This window comes from Bradyrhizobium sp. Ec3.3 (assembly GCF_000472925.1).
Lineage (GTDB): Bacteria > Pseudomonadota > Alphaproteobacteria > Rhizobiales > Xanthobacteraceae > Bradyrhizobium.
This window is the reverse complement of the sequence record NZ_AXAS01000024.1, coordinates 1-17010: the sequence shown is the minus strand read 5'-3', so window position 1 is coordinate 17010 and position 17010 is coordinate 1. Positions and strand designations below refer to the sequence as shown.

Here is a 17010-nt window from a genome sequence, read left to right as displayed (position 1 = left end):
CGAATACGGCGGGGAAAGGGCGGTTTCCCCCGCCCGCCGGCCCGTTCCCGGTCCCTTGGCTGGCCACACCGCCCGGTGGATGGGATAGTTGCGTCGATGAACCCTTTCCGGCGGGCCCTGACGGGCGGCGCCTCCCCATCATTCCGGGGAGCCTCCAACAGGCGACTCCGAAAGCGCCCTGCCAATTCCTCGATAAGGCCTCCCATGCCAGTCGTCCTCGATCCCGATGCCGCCGCCGTTTACAAGACGTTCCTCGACGCCGACCGCCCGCCCTATGAAGCGCTGACCGCAGCGGAAGCCCGCGCGGATTATTCGCAAGCGCGCTTTGCGACCAATCCCGAGCCGCCGGAGCTGGCACGCGTCGAAGCGCTTGCGATCCCGGCGCCGCACGGCAAGATCCCCGCCCGCCTCTACGTGCCAATGAAGCTGCGCCAACGCGACGGTCTATCGCCGGCTCTGGTGTTCTTCCATGGCGGCGGCTGGGTGATCGGCGATCTCGACACCCATGATGTCGCAGCCCGCAAGCTCGCCGTCGAGGGCGAGCTCATCGTGATCTCCGTCGACTATCGCCTCGCGCCCGAGCACAAGTTTCCCGCCGCGGTCGACGACGCCATCGCCGCGACCCATTGGATCGCAGCGAACGCAAGCGCGCTTGGCATCGATGCGTCGTGCCTCTGCGTCGGCGGCGACAGCGCCGGCGGCAATCTCGCCGCCGTGGTCGCCATCGCCGCCCGGAACGGCAACGGCCCGGCCATCGCAGGCCAGGTGCTGATCTATCCCGCCGTCGATTTCGCGATGACTCACGCCTCGCACAGCGAGCCCGAAACCAGCCTCCTCCTCACCCACTCCGTGATCCGCTGGTTTCGCGACCACTATCTCAATGGCACCGCCGACACCCATGATTGGCGCGCCTCGCCTGCGCGCGCTCCGACGCTTGTCGGCCTGCCCCCGGCCTATGTGCTGACCGCAGGCGGCGATCCGTTGCGCGACGAAGGCGACGATTATGCGCAGCGCTTGAAAGTTGCCGGCGTGCCCGTCACCTATCGACACTTCCCCGGCCAATTCCACGGCTTCTTCACCATGGGCAAGCTGTTGCCGCAGGCCGATGTCGCGGCCAAAGAGATCGGCGCGTGGTTGAGGATCTCAGCCAGCGATGATCGATCGTAGCCCACATGAGCGAAGCGACATGCGCGGACTTTGTCGCTGCGAGGAAGCACCTGTCCCCGGATATCGCTTCGCTCATCCGGGCTACCGCTCATGGCAATGCACGGTAATCACTTTGTTACTTTGAACAACAAGGCCAGTGCCTCAAGAGTTGCACTCCGCAAATCGCCTCAACCGCTTCGCGCGAGGTGGCCCCTCTCCTGGAAGACAAAATGTCCCTCAGCCTGCAACGCATCCTGGTCGCCCCCGTGCGATGGCTGGCATGGCTCGGCGACCAGGGTACCCGCGCGGTGGCGGCGCTGGTGCTGTTCGGGATCGCGATCCCGCCCCTCGGCGCGCTGCTGCGGCCTTACGTGACCGAAGCGATCTTCCTTCTGCTCGTCATCTCCTTCATGCGCGTCGATCTCGCCGCGCTGCGCGCGCATCTGCGCCGGCCGGGATTGATCGTCGCGGCCACCGCCTGGACAACGATCGGCGTTCCCCTGATCTTCGGCCTCGTGGCGCATCTGTCCGGCTTCGATGCCCGTTCGCCCGAGCTGTTCCTCGCTCTGATGCTCCAGGCCATCGCTTCGCCGATGATGGCATCGCCCGCGATCGCGGCGCTGATGGGCCTCGATGCCACGCTGGTGCTGGTCACGCTGGTGACCTCCACGGCGCTGGTGCCGTTCACGGCGTCACTGTTCGCCGCACTCTTCCTTGGCGAAACGCTCAGCATCTCGCCGCTTGCGCTCGGCGCAAAACTGCTCGCGATCCTCGCGGGATCGCTCATGGTCGCAACCGTGATCCGCTGGCTGTTCGGCGCCGACGCGATCCAGCGTCAACGCCGGCCGATCGACGGCATCAACATCATCATCCTGCTCGTCTTCGTCGCGGCCGTGATGGGCAATGTGATCGCCGACTTCCTCGCCGATCCCCTGCTGTCGATCGCCATTGCGCTGCTCGCCTTCGCGATCTTCTTTGCGCTCTTGATCGTCACGACGCTGCTGTTCCGCCGCATCGGCTACGAACAGGCCTTCGCGCTCGGGCTGATGGTCTCGCAGCGCAATATCGGGCTGATGCTGGCCGCGACGGCCGGAACCCTGCCCGGCGTGACCTGGCTCTATTTCGCCCTCACCCAGTTTCCCTACTACGTCGCGCCGCAGATGCTGACGCCGATCGCCCGACGCTTGACGGCGCAGTCGACTGCGGTCGGTGCGACCGCCGGAACGACATCCTAGCCCGCCCGCGCCGCCCGCCGCAGCGATTGCGGCGGCTGGCCGAAGGCGCGGATGAAGGCGCGGCGCATCCTCTCGGGGTCGCGGAAGCCGGTCGATTGCGCAACGAGTTCGATCGCTTCGCTTGACGACTGCACGCGCTCGCGCGCCACCTCGACGCGCAAGCGCTCGATCGCCTTTGACGGCGTCGAGCCGGTCTCCGCCGCAAAGGCGCGCGCAAAGTGCCGGGCGCTCATGTTGGCACGCTCGGCTAGGTCCTCGACCGTGAGCGGCGTATCGAGGTTCTCGCGCGCCCAGGCGAGAAGCGGTCCGAAGCGCCCGTTCGGCGCCTTCAATTCGAGCAGCGAGGAGAATTGAGACTGCCCGCCGCTGCGGCGGTGGTACAGCACGAGCTGGCGCGCGGTGTCCTGCGCGACGGCCTCGCCATGGTCGTCGGTCACCATCGCAAGCGCGAGGTCAATGCCGGCGCTGATGCCGGCCGATGTCCACACATTGCCGTCGCGGGTGAAGATCTGGTCCGGCTCGAGCTTCACCTTGGGATAACGCGCGACGAAATCGCGCGTGCGGCCCCAATGCGTGGTCGCGCGCTTGCCATCGAGCAAACCAGCCTCCGCCAGCACATAGGCGCCCGAGCAGACGCTCGCGACGCGCACGCCGCGCCTGGCCAGCCGCTGCACGAACGCAAGCGTGGCCGGGCAGCGCGCTGCGCCCGCCACGCCCTCGCCGCCCGCGATGACCAGCGTCGTGATCGCGTGCGCCGATTTGAAATCACGCGCCATCATCTCGACGCCGGACGAGCTGCGCACGGGCCCGGCGTTCAGCGCCAGCACGCGGATAGCAGGCACCTTCTTCGAATAGCGCGCAGCGATCTCGAACACCGAGATCGGGCCCGCCGCATCGAGCAACTGGAAGTCGGGGAAGATCAGGACGCCGATCATGGGCCGAACCCTGCGTTATGTCCGAAATTGAGGGAATTATGCCATTTCTGACAGAAGAGCATCATGGCATCGTCTGCCCGTCAAGCTGATTGTCTGGAGGCTCTCATGTCGTCACCGCTCAGAATCGGATGTCTGGTTTTTCCGCGTGTCACCCAGCTCGACCTCACTGGTCCCGTGCAGGTGTTTTCCTCCGTGCCCGGCGCCGAGGTGCACCTGATCTGGAAGCGGATCGAGCCCGTTCCGAGCGATTCCGTGCTGACGCTGACGCCGACCACGACCTTCGCCGATTGTCCGCAACTCGATGTGATCTGCGTGCCCGGTGGCTTCGGCACCGATGCGCTCGTCAATGACGAGGAGGTGCTGGACTTTCTGCGCAGGCAGGCCGAGGGCGCCAAATACGTCACCTCGGTGTGCACGGGATCGCTGGTGCTGGGCGCAGCCGGCCTGTTGAAGGGCTATCGCGCCGCGACCCATTGGAGCGCGATGGAGGTGCTGGCGCTGTTCGGCGCGACGCCGACGCGAACACGCGTCTGCATCGACCGCAACCGCATCACCGGCGGCGGCGTCACGGCCGGGATCGATTTCGCGCTGACGCTGGTCTCGATGCTGGTCGACCGCACCATGGCGGAAGCGATCCAGCTCCGCCTCGAATACAATCCGGCACCGCCGTTCAATGCGGGCTCGCCGGAGACAGCCCCCGCTGAAGTGCTCGCACTGATGAAGGAACGCATCGCGCCGGCGCAAGCGCGCCGCATCGAAGCCGCCAAGCAGGCCGCGGCCAGGGTAATGTGAGGACGCCGCACTCGTGTCCCGGACGCGGTGCAGCGTGCAACGCTGCGCCGCAGAGCCGGGACCCATCGAGCCACTGCGCACGAGACTGGGCCCCGGCTCAGCAGTGCACCGCTGGCGCGCTGCACTGCGTCCGGGGCACGCGACCGACAAACAGAAAAAGGCCGCCTGGTTTCCCGGGCGGCCTTTCCTGTCTTACGACAGCTGCACATTCCAACGGGCGATTTCGGAGCTTCCAGACCGGGGGCCTATCTCCCGATCGAGTCCTCTTCGGCAGCCGCTGCATTTCGGGACAGCCGCGAACTGTTGCCCGAACCGTACGCGATGGTCTCCCATCTCCGTAAGATGGGTTCATTGAGCCGTATCGCTCGCGAAAGTGCAACGGCGGCGCGCGCGGCGTCCCCGCTGTTCCCGTTGTTCACAGCTGCGATAGCTGGATGCGAATGCATCCAGCACCAATGATCACTGAGTTTGCCGGTCTAGCCGGGCGTCCAGGGCTGGTAGTCGCCGGTCGCCTTCGGGCGCTTGCCGCTCGCAAGCGTCGAGCCCGAGGGCCGGTAGGCCTTGGGCGTGCCGGTCAGGTTCGGCTGATGCGGCTTTTCCCACTCGCGCGGCTTGTAGTTGAGCTCGGTAGGCGGCACGTCGACGACGTGATGCAGCCAGCCATGCCAGGCCGGCGGCACGCGGCTCGCTTCGGCATAGCCGTTATAGATCACCCAGCGTCGCTCGAAACCGAGCGTCGGATCGATCACGCCGCCGCGGGTGCGGTAGTAGCGGTTGCCCTGCTCGTCCTCGCCGACCAGTTCGCCGAACCGCCAGGTCCAGAGCTGCGTGCCAAAGGTCTGGCCGTTCCACCAGGTGAAGAGCTTGAGAAAGAATTGTTTCATGCGGCAAGGGCCCTGCTTCGTGGGGTCCTGATGCCATCCGCAAGCGAACTTGTCCAGTTGCGGCACTGCGAATGAACCATCTGGAATGCGCTGATCCGCCGCAAGGAGGACGCGATCCGTTCATGGCGGGTACAGATGCGGGCTGGAATCCTGCGCTTCCCATGCAAACCACGCGGGCGCCCGGGAACCACTGCCTGCTTGAGCGGTTTGATTTCGGGAAAAGGAGCCGAAAATGAACAATCTCAGAGTTTTGACCGCCACGGCGACGCTGGCACTGGTTCTCCCGCTGGTGACGCCGGCCGCCAGCTTTGCCCAATCCCGCGCTCAGGCCGTCGGTGGCGGCGGTGGCGGTGGCGGACACGTCTCGGTCGGAGGCGGCGGCGGGGGAGCCCGGATGGGCGGCGGTAATTTTGGCGGCGGTGCCGCGGCGATCCGCGGTGGTGGCGGCAATTTCGCAGCCTCCACAGCGGTTCGTCCTGGCGTCTCCGCGCCAGCCTTCACCGGAGGCGGCCGTATTGCTGCCGGCGCTCCGTCCGGCAACTGGAACGGCGGTAACTGGCGTGGCGGCGGCTGGCACCATCGCGGTGGCGGCTTCTGGCCCGGCGTGGCTGCCGGCGCCGCGATCGGGACGCTGGGGTCGTATGCCTACTACGGCAGCCCCTACTACAACGACTCCTACTACAACGATGACTATTACTATGACGAGGGTCCGAGCGTTGCCGTCGTGCCCGACACCGGCGGCGATTCCGCGGCCTATTGTGCCCAGCGCTACAGGTCCTATGACCCCGCGTCAGGCACCTATCTCGGCTATGACGGTCTGCGACATCCCTGCCCCTAGGGGCAGGTTAGTTGCACTGCTTTAATTTGATCGAAAAAGGCGCCGCTTTCACGCGGCGCCTTTTTGACGCGTCGTTGAGCTGCGCGGGCTTTCACACGAACGCCATACATCGCGCGTTTTATGCACCCCACCGTGCATATCTGTCCTAATCCAATCCAAAATTGACCCGATCCACGATTCGCCTATATCAGCAAAGACTGTGGGGACTTCGATTGGTTAGGCAGAGTCATGCCGCGTATTCTCGTGGTTGATGACGATCCGATGGTCGGCGCGACCATCGAGGTCCTCCTCCAACGCCAAGGCTTCGACGTCACGTTGACTGACGGCGGCGAAACCGGGCTGGCTGCGCTGGAGCAGCAGATTTTCGACGCGATGCTGGTCGACATCTTCATGCCGCATATGCGCGGCTTCGAGTCGATCCGCATCTTCCATGAGCGTGCGCCGACGATCCCGCTGATCGCGATGTCCGGCTACGCCTTCGCCTCGTCCGCATCGCCCTCGCCCGATTTTCTCCGCATGGCACTCGAGCTCGGCGCGACGCGTTGCCTGCGCAAGCCGTTCACGCCCGAGACGCTGCTGACGGCAATCAAGGAATGCCTCGACGAGGCGACGCCGGTGAAGGACAACAAATCCCCTTGATTGCTTCGCAGCGTGTCATTCTCGGTGCCGGACTTGCGATCCTCCTGATCATCACCGCCGCCTCGATCGGTCTCGACGTCAAGGCGCGCTCCGACACCTCATGGGCCAACCACACCGTCGGGGCGCTGAAGAAGATTTCGGACCTGCGCCTGCTCGTCAGTCGCGCCGAAAGTGCGGCGCGCGGCTATGAGCTCTATCGCAGCCCCGCCTTCAACGACGAGTTCCAGGCGACGCGCCGGGCCGTCGCGCCTGCACTCGCCGATCTCAAGCGCGCGCTCCACGACAATCGCGATCAAGTTGCGCTGCTTGAGGGCACCGAACCGCTGATTCTGCGCCGGCTCGATATCGCGGCCGAAGCGATGCGGCTGCGCGCCGCGAATGACGGCGACGGCATCGCCGCGCTCCAGGGCAAGGCCGAAGGCCGCGGCCTGATGGAGGCGGTGACCGCCAATCTCGACCGGCTGACCGCGGAGGAAGATCAGCAGCTTGCCGCTCGCGCGGTGGAGTCTCGCCGTACCGGCATCGTCCTGCTCGGCATCGACATTGTCGGGGCCTTGATCATCCTGCTCCTGGTCGCGCTCCTGATACGCGAGACCCGGCGCACCAGTGTCGCTCTGCAAAGCACGCTGCACGAGACCAGGGCTGCCAACGAGGCACTGGAGGCGGCGGTCGCAGAGCGAACCGAGCACCTCGTCACCGCCCATGACGAGCTCCGCATCTCGGTGAACGTGATGCAAAGCACCTTCCACAGCATGGCGGAAGCCGTGCTCGTCATCGACAAGGACAGCAACGTCCTTCTGTCGAATCCCGCCGCAGAGCGCATCCTGCTGCATCGCGCCGGGATGAACCTGACGAGCCTGCGCGCGATGTCGGACGTGTTCCACGGCGACGGCGTGACGCCGCTGCAGTCCGAGGAGCTGCCGTCGGCGCGCGTGCTGCGCGGCGACGAATTCGAAGAGATGGAGATGATCGTCCGCCCGCACAGCGGCGATCCCGCCCGCCATCTCCTCATCAGCGGGCGGCCGATGCGCACCGCGCAAGGCGTGATCTCCGGCGCGGTGCTGGTCTATCACGATGCGACCATCTCGCGCGAGACCGAGCGGCAGCTGCACCAGTCGCAGAAGTTGGACGCCATCGGCAAATTGACCGGCGGCGTCGCGCACGACTTCAACAACATGCTGACCGTGATCTCGGGCAATACCGAGACGCTGGTCGGCAGCCTCGGGAAGCAACCCGAACTGCAGCGTGTGGCGCGGCTGATCGACGATGCCGCGCAGCGCTGCGCCGAGCTGATCCAGCATTTGCTCGCGTTCGCCCGCAAGCAGCCGCTGGAGCCGCGCAACGTCGACGTCAACGCCGCGATATCAGACAGCGCAAAGCTCCTGCGTCCCGCCCTCGGCGAGCAGATCCAGATCGAGACCGCGCTCGAACAGGGGCCGATGACCTCGCACATCGATCCGTCGCGACTGACCAACGCCGTGCTCAACATGGCGATCAACGCCCGCGACGCCATGCCCGATGGCGGCAAGCTGCTGCTCGAGACGCGCCGGGTGACGCTGGACGAGGCCTACGCGCAGGCCAACCCGGACGTGACGCCCGGCGCCTATGTGATGCTCGCGGTCAGCGACACCGGCAGCGGCATGCCGCCAGACGTGCAGGAAAAGGCCTTTGAGCCGTTCTTCACCACCAAGGAAATCGGCAAGGGCTCGGGGCTCGGGCTGTCCATGGTCTACGGCTTCGTCAAGCAGTCCGGCGGCCACATCAAGATCTACAGCGAGGCGGGCCACGGCACGACCATCAAGCTCTATCTGCCGCCCGGCGAAGGCGCGAGCGAGACGGCGGTCAGCGCGGCTGCTCCGGCGACCGGAGGCGTCGAAACCATCCTGGTCGTGGAGGACGACAATCTCGTGCGCAACTTCGTCACCGCGCAGCTGCAAAGCCTCGGCTACAAGACCATCTCCGCCGCCGACAGCCGCACGGCGCTGGCGCTCGTCGACCGCGGCGAGCCGTTCGACCTCCTGTTCACCGACGTCGTCATCCCCGGCGGCATGAGCGGACGCGCGCTGGCGCAGGAGGTCGAAAAACGCCGGCCGGGCACCAAAGTGCTCTACACCTCCGGCTATACCGACAACGCCATCGTCCACCAGGGCAAGCTCGACGAAGGCGTGCTGCTGCTGACCAAGCCCTATCGCCGCAACCAGCTCGCCGAGATGATCCGCCTGGCGCTCGGCAAGGAGCCGGTGGGTTAGAATTGTAGGATGGGTAGAGCGAAGCGAAACTCATCACGCCCAAGTTGTGCTATCGTTGCGCAATGACCTCGTATCGCCGCAATTTCGTCCCCGGCGGGACCTTCTTCTTCACCGTCAATCTGGTCGAACGGAAGCTCTCGTTGTTGACGACCCATATCGAGTTGCTGCGCGCGGCGTTCCGAGAGACACGTCAAAGGCACCCATTCACGATCGATGCAATCGTTGTGCTGCCTGATCATCTTCACACAGTCTGGAGCATGCCCGAAGGTCATGCGGATTTCGCGACGCGGTGGCGATTGATCAAATCAACATTCTCTCGCAACCTCGCGCGGGTCGAGCGAATTTCAGCGAGCCGTGCCGGCAGGGGTGAGCGCGGTGTGTGGCAGCGCCGCTATTGGGAGCACACCATCCGGAACGAGACGGATCTGGCGAGGCACATCGACTATGTTCACATCAATCCCGTCAAGCATGGGTTGGTCGGGCGGGTGTCAGACTGGGCGCCGTCGTCGTTCCATCGCTTCGTCAAGCTTGGGATTTACCCGGCGGACTGGGCCGGAGTCGTCTCCCGCGACGAGGACGGTCCCCAATTCGGCGAAAGAACTTGAGAGAAGAAAGTTGATGGGTTTCGCTTTCGCTCTACCCATCCTACAAATATTGCGCCGCCTCACCGCGTCGCCAGCACGACGCCGGCGAGGGTGAAGGCCAGCGCGGCGATCTGGCCTGCGCCGAGCGGCTCGTGCAGCGCGAGCGCTGAGGTCACGACGCCGATGACGGGCACGGCCATGGTGCCGATCGCGGCGACCGAGGCCGGCAGGCGCGACAGCGCGGCGAACCAGCTCACATAGGCGATGCAGAACTGCCCGACGACCGAATAGACCAGCAAGCCCCAGCCGACCGGCGTCACCTGCGACAGATGCGTCGTCTCCAGCGCCAGGCCCACGATCGCAACCGGCAGGCAGCCGAGACCGATCTGCCAGGCGGCCGCCGTGATGGGCGGCAGATGGATCGGATATTTCTTTGAGACCACCGTGCCGACCGCAAAGCCAATCGAGCCGCCGAGCGCCATGATGATGCCCGGCAGCTTTTCCACGCTCGCGGAGACGCCGTTGCCGCCCATGATCGAGGCCAGGCCTGCAAAGGCCATCACCAGCGCGACGGTGCGCAGAAGCGTCGGCCGCTCCCCTAACACCGGCCAGGCAAAGAGCGAGGCCCAGACCGGCATGGTGTAGGCGATCAGCGCCGCCTCGCTCGCCGGCAACCACAAGAGCGCGAGCCCCATCAGCACCATCCAGCCGGTGACGTTGAGAATGGCCGCGACCAGAAGCCGCGGCCATATGCCGGGGGCGATCCTCAGGCTGTCGCGGCGGATCACGGCCAGGGCTGCGAGCAGGAGCGCGCCGAGCACGCCGGTGACGCCGCGCAAGCTCAGCGGCGGTAGTTCGGAGAGCAAAAACTTGGTCACCGGCCAGTTGAAGCCCCAACCCACCGAGGTGATGGCGAGGAACATCAGGCCGGCCGGGGCGATGCGCGTCCGCATCCCCCGTTTTGTCGAATCATGCATGTGGTAGCCCGGCAGAAACGGGCCCACCTTGTCGCCTATTGGCGCGCTCCACCACCACCCAAGCGAGCATGGCTGCCTGTACGTTCCGTAGCGCTACGTGAGTCCTGCTGACGCAAGCCCCGAGGCAAAAATAAACGCACCCTGTGAACAGCGGGACGAAGCCCGCCAGGCATCACCGAACGCAAATTTTTTTGGTTGGGAATCTCTCAGGACTCACTGATACTTGCCTCCACAACAGGCGCGGTTCCGACCCCTGTTATCCCCGTCTTTCCACCATATTTAGTATTTGATTCAGGAACTCGCACTAGTTCTTGACGTGCGCAACGGAGAGTCCTAGCTTTCGGTCCGTTCGGCGCGAGTGTGTTTGCGTCCCGCCGGTCACTCCCCAAAGGGTCCTCGCAAATGACCACTCCGCCAGCCGAAGGGGGCAGCGGGTGAAGGGCTTGTCTGCCCTTGATTTGCCGACTCTCGGGGCGCTCGAACGGGCCGAGACAGGCCCGGAGCAAGCGTAGTGTGGTGGCGTTGAACGCATGTCGCGCGCATCCCCTTGGGGGCGGGTGCACGTGGACATGCCGGCGGATGATCGGTGCTTCGGTACTGGTCGCTCCGTCGGGAGAAACTGGGCCGGATCCACCGGCTGAACTGCGAAGCCTTGAAGCCGAAACGGCCGGGAGGAGTCGCGAGAGAATAACGACCCGGCACCGCCTGAACGAAAGGCGGGTCCGGCTAGAAAAGGACGGGGCAAACTATGAAAATTGAGCGGCGCCACACCACGGTAGGACAGTCACCCTATGCCGGAATCGAATTCCGGCTGACCACGTCGGAGATCCGCAATCCCGACGGCTCGGTCGTATTCAAACTTGATAACGTCGAAGTGCCGACCGAGTGGTCGCAGGTCGCCTCCGACGTGCTGGCCCAGAAGTATTTCCGCAAAGCCGGCGTTGCCGCGCGCCTGAAGAAGGTCGAGGAGGAATCCGTCCCCTCCTTCCTGTGGCGCTCCGTGCCCGATACCGACGCGCTGGCCGCTCTGCCTGAAAAGGAGCGCTATGTCAGCGAGCTCTCGGCGAAGCAGGTGTTCGACCGCCTCGCCGGCTGCTGGACCTATTGGGGCTGGAAGGGCAAGTACTTCTCCTCCGACGAGGACGCCCAGGCCTTCTATGACGAGCTCCGCTACATGCTCGCCATGCAGATGGTCGCGCCGAACTCGCCGCAATGGTTCAACACCGGCCTGCACTGGGCCTATGGCATCGACGGCCCTGGCCAGGGCCACTATTACGTCGATCCCTTCACCGGCAAGCTGACCAAGTCCAAGTCGGCCTACGAGCATCCGCAGCCGCACGCCTGCTTCATCCAGGGCGTCGGTGACGACCTCGTCAACGAGGGCGGCATCATGGACCTCTGGGTGCGCGAGGCGCGCCTGTTCAAATACGGCTCCGGCACCGGCTCCAACTTCTCGCGCCTGCGCGGCGAAGGCGAAAAGCTCTCCGGCGGCGGCCGCTCGTCCGGCCTGATGAGCTTCCTCAAGATCGGCGACCGCGCGGCGGGCGCCATCAAGAGCGGCGGCACCACGCGCCGCGCGGCCAAGATGGTCGTGGTCGACGTCGATCACCCCGACATCGAGACCTATATCGACTGGAAGGTGAAGGAGGAGCAGAAGGTCGCAGCCCTCGTCACGGGATCCAAGATCAACCAGAAGCACCTCAAGGCGGTGCTGAAGGCCTGCGTGAACTGCGAAGGCTCGGGCGACGACTGCTTCGACCCCGAGAAGAACCCTGCCCTGCGCCGCGAGATCAAGCTGGCGCGCAAGAGCCTCGTGCCCGACAACTACATCAAGCGGGTCATTCAGTTTGCCAAGCAGGGCTACAAGGACATCCAGTTCGACACCTACGACACCGACTGGGATTCAGAAGCCTACCTCACCGTCTCCGGCCAGAACTCCAACAACTCGGTCTCGCTGAAGGACGACTTCCTGCGCGCGGTCGAGACCGACGGCGACTGGAGCCTCATTGGCCGCACCAACAAGAAGGTGACGAAGACGCTGCGTGCCCGCGACCTCTGGGAGAAGATCGGCTACGCCGCCTGGGCGTCGGCCGACCCGGGCCTGCACTTCAACACCACGATGAACGACTGGCACACCTGCAAGGCGTCCGGCGACATCCGCGCGTCCAATCCGTGCTCGGAATACATGTTCCTGGACGACACGGCGTGCAACCTCGCCTCCGCCAATCTGCTGACTTTCTACAACACGACGACGAAGCACTTTGACGTCGAGGGCTACGAGCACCTCTGCCGGCTCTGGACGCTGGTGCTCGAAATCTCCGTGATGATGGCGCAGTTCCCGTCCCGCGCGATCGCCGAGCTCTCCTACGAGTTCCGCACGCTGGGCCTCGGCTACGCCAATATCGGCGGCCTCTTGATGACGATGGGCCTGCCGTACGACTCGAAGGAAGGCCGTGCGCTCTGCGGCGCGCTGACCGCCGTCATGACCGGCATCACCTACAAGACCTCGGCGGAGATGGCGGCCGAGCTCGGCACCTTCCCCGGCTACAAGAAGAACGCCGCGCACATGCTGCGCGTCATCCGCAACCACCGCCGCGCCGCGCATGGCCAGAGCTCGGGCTACGAGGCGCTCAGCGTCAACCCGGTGCCGCTCGACCACGCCTCCTGCCCGCAGGCCGACCTGGTCGCGCATGCGCAGGCAGCCTGGGATGCGGCGCTCGAGCTCGGCGAGCAGCACGGCTATCGCAACGCCCAGACGACCGTCATCGCGCCGACCGGCACGATCGGCCTCGTCATGGATTGCGACACCACCGGCATCGAGCCCGACTTCGCGCTGGTGAAGTTCAAGAAGCTCGCCGGCGGCGGCTACTTCAAGATCATCAACCGCGCGGTCCCCGCAGCGCTTCGTGCGCTCGGCTATCGCGAGAGCGATATCGCGGAGATCGAGGCTTATGCCGTCGGCCACGGCTCGCTGTCGAATGCCCCCGGCATCAACGCCTCCACGCTGAAGGCCAAGGGCTTTACCGATGAAGCGATCGCCAAGGTCGAAAAGGCCCTGCCGACCGCCTTCGACATCAAGTTCGCCTTCAACAAGTGGACCTTTGGCGAGGATTTCATCCGCGACCAGCTCGGCATCGGCGCCGAGGCGATCGCAACCCCCGGCTTCGACCTGCTCCAGGCCGTCGGCTTCACCAAGCGCGAGATCGAGGCGGCCAACGTCCACATCTGCGGCGCGATGACGGTGGAAGGCGCTCCGCACCTCAAGGCCGAGCACTATCCGGTGTTCGACTGCGCCAACCCCTGCGGCAAGATCGGCAAGCGCTATCTGTCGGTCGAGAGCCATATCCGCATGATGGCGGCGAGCCAGCCCTTCATCTCGGGCGCGATCTCCAAGACCATCAACATGCCGAACGACGCCACGGTGGAGGACTGCAAGTCCGCCTACATGCTGTCGTGGAAGCTGGCGCTGAAGGCCAACGCGCTCTACCGCGACGGCTCGAAGCTGTCCCAGCCGCTCAACTCGCAGCTCATCAGCGATGATGAGGACGAGGACGATGCGGTCGAGCAGCTCTACGAGAAGCCGCTTGCCGCGCGTGCCGCCCAGGTCTCCGAGAAGATCGTCGAAAAGCTCGTCGAGCGCATCATCGTGATGCGCGAACGCGAGAAGATGCCGGATCGCCGCAAGGGTTACACCCAGAAGGCGGTCGTCGGCGGACATAAAGTCTATCTCCGCACCGGCGAGTATGACGACGGCCGTCTCGGCGAAATCTTCATCGACATGCACAAGGAAGGCGCAGCGCTCCGCTCCTTCATCAACAACTTCGCCATCGCCGTGTCGCTCGGTCTGCAATACGGCGTGCCGCTCGATGAATATGTCGACGCCTTCACCTTCACCCGCTTCGAGCCGGCGGGCCCCGTGCAGGGCAACGACAGCATCAAGTACGCGACCTCGATCCTCGACTACGTCTTCCGCGAGCTGGCGGTGAGCTATCTCAGCCGCTTCGACCTCGCCCACGTCGATCCCAGCGAGACGGGTTTTGACGCGCTCGGCAAGGGCGTCGAGGAAGGCAAGGAGCCGGACGACGAGCCGGGCCACCACGCGACCAAGCTGGTCTCGCGCGGCCTCACCCGCTCGCGCACGGACAATCTGGTCGTGATGCGCGGCGGCTCCGCCGCGGTCTCCTCCGGCAACGACAGCGCCCCCGCCGGCGGCCACCGCGTCACCGCCCTGCACGGCGCATCGGTGCGCGCCGGCGATACGATCGAAGGCGCCGTCGCACTGAAGCAGGAAGCCAGCCACGACCTCTCGCCGACCGAGAAGCTCGAGCAGCTCCAGTGGAGCAAGGCCGGCACCGCGCAGACGGTCGTGCCCACCAAGGCCGAGCGCCGCGCGGAAGCGAAGGCCAAGGGCTATGAAGGCGAGATGTGCTCAGAGTGCGGCAACTTCACGCTGGTGCGGAATGGCACTTGTATGAAGTGCGATACTTGCGGAAGTACGACGGGGTGTTCGTGAGCGGCTAGATCGCGACGATCGTCATGCCCGGGCTTGACCCGGGCATCCACGAAGGGCGGCCGGAAGGCCGCCTTTTTTTTGCTGCCACGGTTTTACGCGAACAACGACTGATGCGATGTATCCCGTCTGCCGACCGTCCTTGAAACGCAGCCCACCGGCTCCCATTTGAGCCAGTACCAGTTTTGGAGGATCGCGATGAAGGGCGCCCAGGAGTTTATCGAAGAGCTTGTTCGTCACGTCCGCCCCCCAAGAGGGTGCGCAATCACATTGACAGAGCGCTCCGCGAAGAGTGCCGATGACACAAACTGGATGACCGGCGCCGGCGTCATGCCAATCGACGCGCTTACCCGCTATGACAGCGCCGTCGCGGAGCTACGCAGACAGCATCCACGAATCGAGTGGGCGGGGATTACGGAAGTCGACGGCGAGCGCCGTCGCATCGACCGCTGGCTTTCCGAGGTTGAAAAATAGTTGATGTGTAATGAGGGCGCGCAACCCATAGGATGGGTGGAGCGAAGCGATACCATCAATTGCCAACCGCGAAGATGATGGGTTTCGCCAAGGCTCAACCCTCCCTACCTATTGACTTCCGGGCGTCCACGAAAAGGGGCGGCCAAAAGGCCGCCCTTAGTGCTTATCCGCAATCGACTGCTAGGCAGCGTCAAGGCCGGACCAGGTACGGCCAACAGCTTCAGTAACAAACACTGCATATGACGTCTTGACCTGCCCCGCTGCGGTTTGGGCTTTTGCCAAAACGTCACCACGGGTTGACGATCCTTCAAAGTTATATTCTGCCGGCGGCAACTGATAACGTTTGCCGTTGTCAGAGGTAATGACGCGCGAAAAGCCTTGCGCCGCCATCTTCTTATGCAACAATTCGTAGTCGCTCCAATCAGCATTATGGAGCTCTACACGCTTAGTAAAACTAGCCAAGAAAGGCCTCCGTACCGGGGCAGGGTTGCCTTAAGGGACCTTTCCAGATATCTCAAGCTTGCGAAGAGTGAGATCCGTTGTCGTCGTGGGCAATCTGCCCCTCCGATTAAGGGTCACAACGACGAAAGGGCACTAGCAGCTTTTTGCTAGTGCCCTTTTTTCATATCGAAGCGCGCGGCAGTGTCAACGCGCAACGATCGCCGATGGCGATCATACATAGAAAACGCTCTACCGCAACGTCTACCGTTTCTGTAACGCGTCGAAAATGTTAGTGACGCAGCGTCAAGTGACGCTGCGTCACTAACATTTTTTCTACGATTCGCCTAGGGTGCCTAAGGCCTTGAAAATACAAAGCTGTGAAAAGAACGATCTCGCGATCTGCGTTACAAAATAGATGTCTGCAACATGACCGATTTCCGCGACCAAAACACCGCCGCCGAACTTGAGAAGCGAATACGCGAGGAGATCGCGGAACGACAGGTCAAGATTCGCGAGCTCCAAAATGAAATTCGCTCATTCGAACAAATGCTGCTCAAAGCGCGCCGGCAGAACGAACTGGTGAAGCGAGTCGACGTCACAAGAAGGAATAGCGTCGGGCGCGTGCTAGTCGAGAGTTCAGTACTGGAGACTCTGACGCAGACCGGACGAATACGAGGTACTCGATCCCTTTACCAAGATGCCTGTTTGATCGTTGGTACACTGAAGGAAGGAACATTTCGAACCATGCTCCATCGCATGAAGAACCGAGGCCTTATCGTCTCCGTGGGCAACGGCAAATGGCAGATCACGCCGTCAGGCATACAACTCGTAAATCCGGCACTTTCATCTCAATTGCGTAGCCCACCCGCAGGCGAGTGATGAGCAGGCAACGCAATGCGGCGTTCAAATTTCTAGTCATGCCAGTCACGACAGTGAACGCCGGCAGCAAGAAGCTGTCATGGGACTACGCTGACAGTGCACTCAACTCGCCTATCACTTTCGCTTTCGAGCGAAGCGTCATCTGCAAGCCGCAGTAGCCCGTAGAGCGTGTGAGCCAATTCGCTTTTCTGCATTCGACATCAAGGAGCGGTAGCGCCCCTTGATGGCAAGGAGCCGGCGGCGTCAGGCCGTCCGGTGTGCTTCTACGGTCTATGCTTTAGCGAGATAGTGTCCCTGCAAGATGTTGTTGATGAGGGCGTACCAGAGCACGACGGCACGGACCTTCTCGATACCGCGCACGGTCAATTGCCTGAGGTCCCAGTTCCGCCATCGGGCATGGATGCATTCGCAGATCGTGCGGGCCTGG

General features: G+C 63.9%; 14 protein-coding genes and 1 pseudogene. 10 read left to right on the top strand and 5 right to left on the bottom strand.

Annotation, left to right across the window (positions count from 1 at the left end; all coding sequences use genetic code 11):
* Positions 1 to 204: 204 nt before the first annotated feature.
* Both YUU_RS0123170 and YUU_RS0123165 read left to right on the top strand, forming a co-directional pair.
* Positions 205 to 1167, top strand: a complete 963-nt coding sequence (locus YUU_RS0123170; protein WP_027524552.1) for an alpha/beta hydrolase — start codon at positions 205 to 207, stop codon at positions 1165 to 1167.
* Between the two features lie 209 nt (positions 1168 to 1376).
* Complete coding sequence (locus YUU_RS0123165; protein ID WP_027524551.1) at positions 1377 to 2381, top strand: Na+-dependent transporter; 1005 nt, start codon at positions 1377 to 1379, stop codon at positions 2379 to 2381.
* Here YUU_RS0123165 and YUU_RS0123160 read toward each other — a convergent pair.
* A complete protein-coding gene (locus YUU_RS0123160; protein ID WP_027524550.1) occupies positions 2378 to 3316 on the bottom strand; it encodes a GlxA family transcriptional regulator in 939 nt (312 codons plus the stop codon). The genes YUU_RS0123165 and YUU_RS0123160 overlap by 4 nt on opposite strands.
* Positions 3317 to 3421: 105 nt before the next feature.
* Here YUU_RS0123160 and YUU_RS0123155 point away from each other — a divergent pair, with 105 nt between their 5' ends.
* A complete protein-coding gene (locus YUU_RS0123155) occupies positions 3422 to 4108 on the top strand; it encodes a DJ-1/PfpI family protein (RefSeq protein ID WP_027524549.1) in 687 nt (228 codons plus the stop codon).
* A 476-nt stretch (positions 4109 to 4584) separates the two neighbouring features.
* Here YUU_RS0123155 and YUU_RS0123150 read toward each other — a convergent pair whose 3' ends face one another.
* Positions 4585 to 4992, bottom strand: coding sequence for an NADH:ubiquinone oxidoreductase subunit NDUFA12 (locus tag YUU_RS0123150; protein WP_027524548.1), 408 nt, complete (start codon positions 4990 to 4992; stop codon positions 4585 to 4587).
* Between the two features lie 232 nt (positions 4993 to 5224).
* Here YUU_RS0123150 and YUU_RS0123145 point away from each other — a divergent pair, with 232 nt between their 5' ends.
* From YUU_RS0123145 to YUU_RS0123130, 4 genes are all read left to right on the top strand, one after another.
* Positions 5225 to 5830 carry a BA14K family protein gene (locus YUU_RS0123145; RefSeq protein WP_027524547.1) on the top strand — a complete coding sequence of 202 codons (606 nt, stop codon included), beginning with the start codon at positions 5225 to 5227 and terminating at the stop codon, positions 5828 to 5830.
* Between the two features lie 228 nt (positions 5831 to 6058).
* Positions 6059 to 6469 (top strand): response regulator, encoded by a 411-nt coding sequence (locus YUU_RS0123140; protein ID WP_027524546.1) that lies wholly within the window; start codon positions 6059 to 6061, stop codon positions 6467 to 6469.
* A complete protein-coding gene (locus YUU_RS0123135) occupies positions 6466 to 8718 on the top strand; it encodes a CHASE3 domain-containing protein (RefSeq protein WP_027524545.1) in 2253 nt (750 codons plus the stop codon). The genes YUU_RS0123140 and YUU_RS0123135 overlap by 4 nt, the downstream gene beginning before the upstream one ends.
* 62 nt (positions 8719 to 8780) lie before the next feature.
* The gene (locus YUU_RS0123130) at positions 8781 to 9323 is read left to right on the top strand and encodes a transposase (protein WP_027524544.1); all 543 of its coding nucleotides are present in this window, start codon (positions 8781 to 8783) and stop codon (positions 9321 to 9323) included.
* A 59-nt stretch (positions 9324 to 9382) separates the two neighbouring features.
* Here the strand turns inward: YUU_RS0123130 and YUU_RS0123125 are convergent, their stop codons facing one another.
* Positions 9383 to 10279, bottom strand: a complete 897-nt coding sequence (locus YUU_RS0123125; protein ID WP_027524543.1) for a DMT family transporter — start codon at positions 10277 to 10279, stop codon at positions 9383 to 9385.
* A 748-nt stretch (positions 10280 to 11027) separates the two neighbouring features.
* On the opposite strand from YUU_RS0123125, the gene YUU_RS0123120 reads away from it, so the two are divergent.
* Positions 11028 to 14792 (top strand): vitamin B12-dependent ribonucleotide reductase, encoded by a 3765-nt coding sequence (locus YUU_RS0123120; RefSeq protein ID WP_027524542.1) that lies wholly within the window; start codon positions 11028 to 11030, stop codon positions 14790 to 14792.
* 195 nt (positions 14793 to 14987) lie between these two features.
* Positions 14988 to 15263, top strand: a complete 276-nt coding sequence (locus YUU_RS0123115) for a hypothetical protein (RefSeq protein ID WP_027524541.1) — start codon at positions 14988 to 14990, stop codon at positions 15261 to 15263.
* Positions 15264 to 15443: 180 nt separating this feature from the next.
* On the opposite strand, the gene YUU_RS56525 is transcribed toward YUU_RS0123115, so the two are convergent.
* Positions 15444 to 15725, bottom strand: a complete 282-nt coding sequence (locus tag YUU_RS56525) for a hypothetical protein (RefSeq protein ID WP_084801511.1) — start codon at positions 15723 to 15725, stop codon at positions 15444 to 15446.
* Positions 15726 to 16130: 405 nt separating this feature from the next.
* Between YUU_RS56525 and YUU_RS58835 the strand changes: the two genes are divergently transcribed.
* Positions 16131 to 16583, top strand: coding sequence for a hypothetical protein (locus YUU_RS58835; RefSeq protein ID WP_156944457.1), 453 nt, complete (start codon positions 16131 to 16133; stop codon positions 16581 to 16583).
* A 270-nt stretch (positions 16584 to 16853) separates the two neighbouring features.
* On the opposite strand, the pseudogene YUU_RS58830 reads toward YUU_RS58835, so the two are convergent.
* A pseudogene (locus YUU_RS58830) lies at positions 16854 to 17010 on the bottom strand (IS5/IS1182 family transposase); the annotation flags it as partial.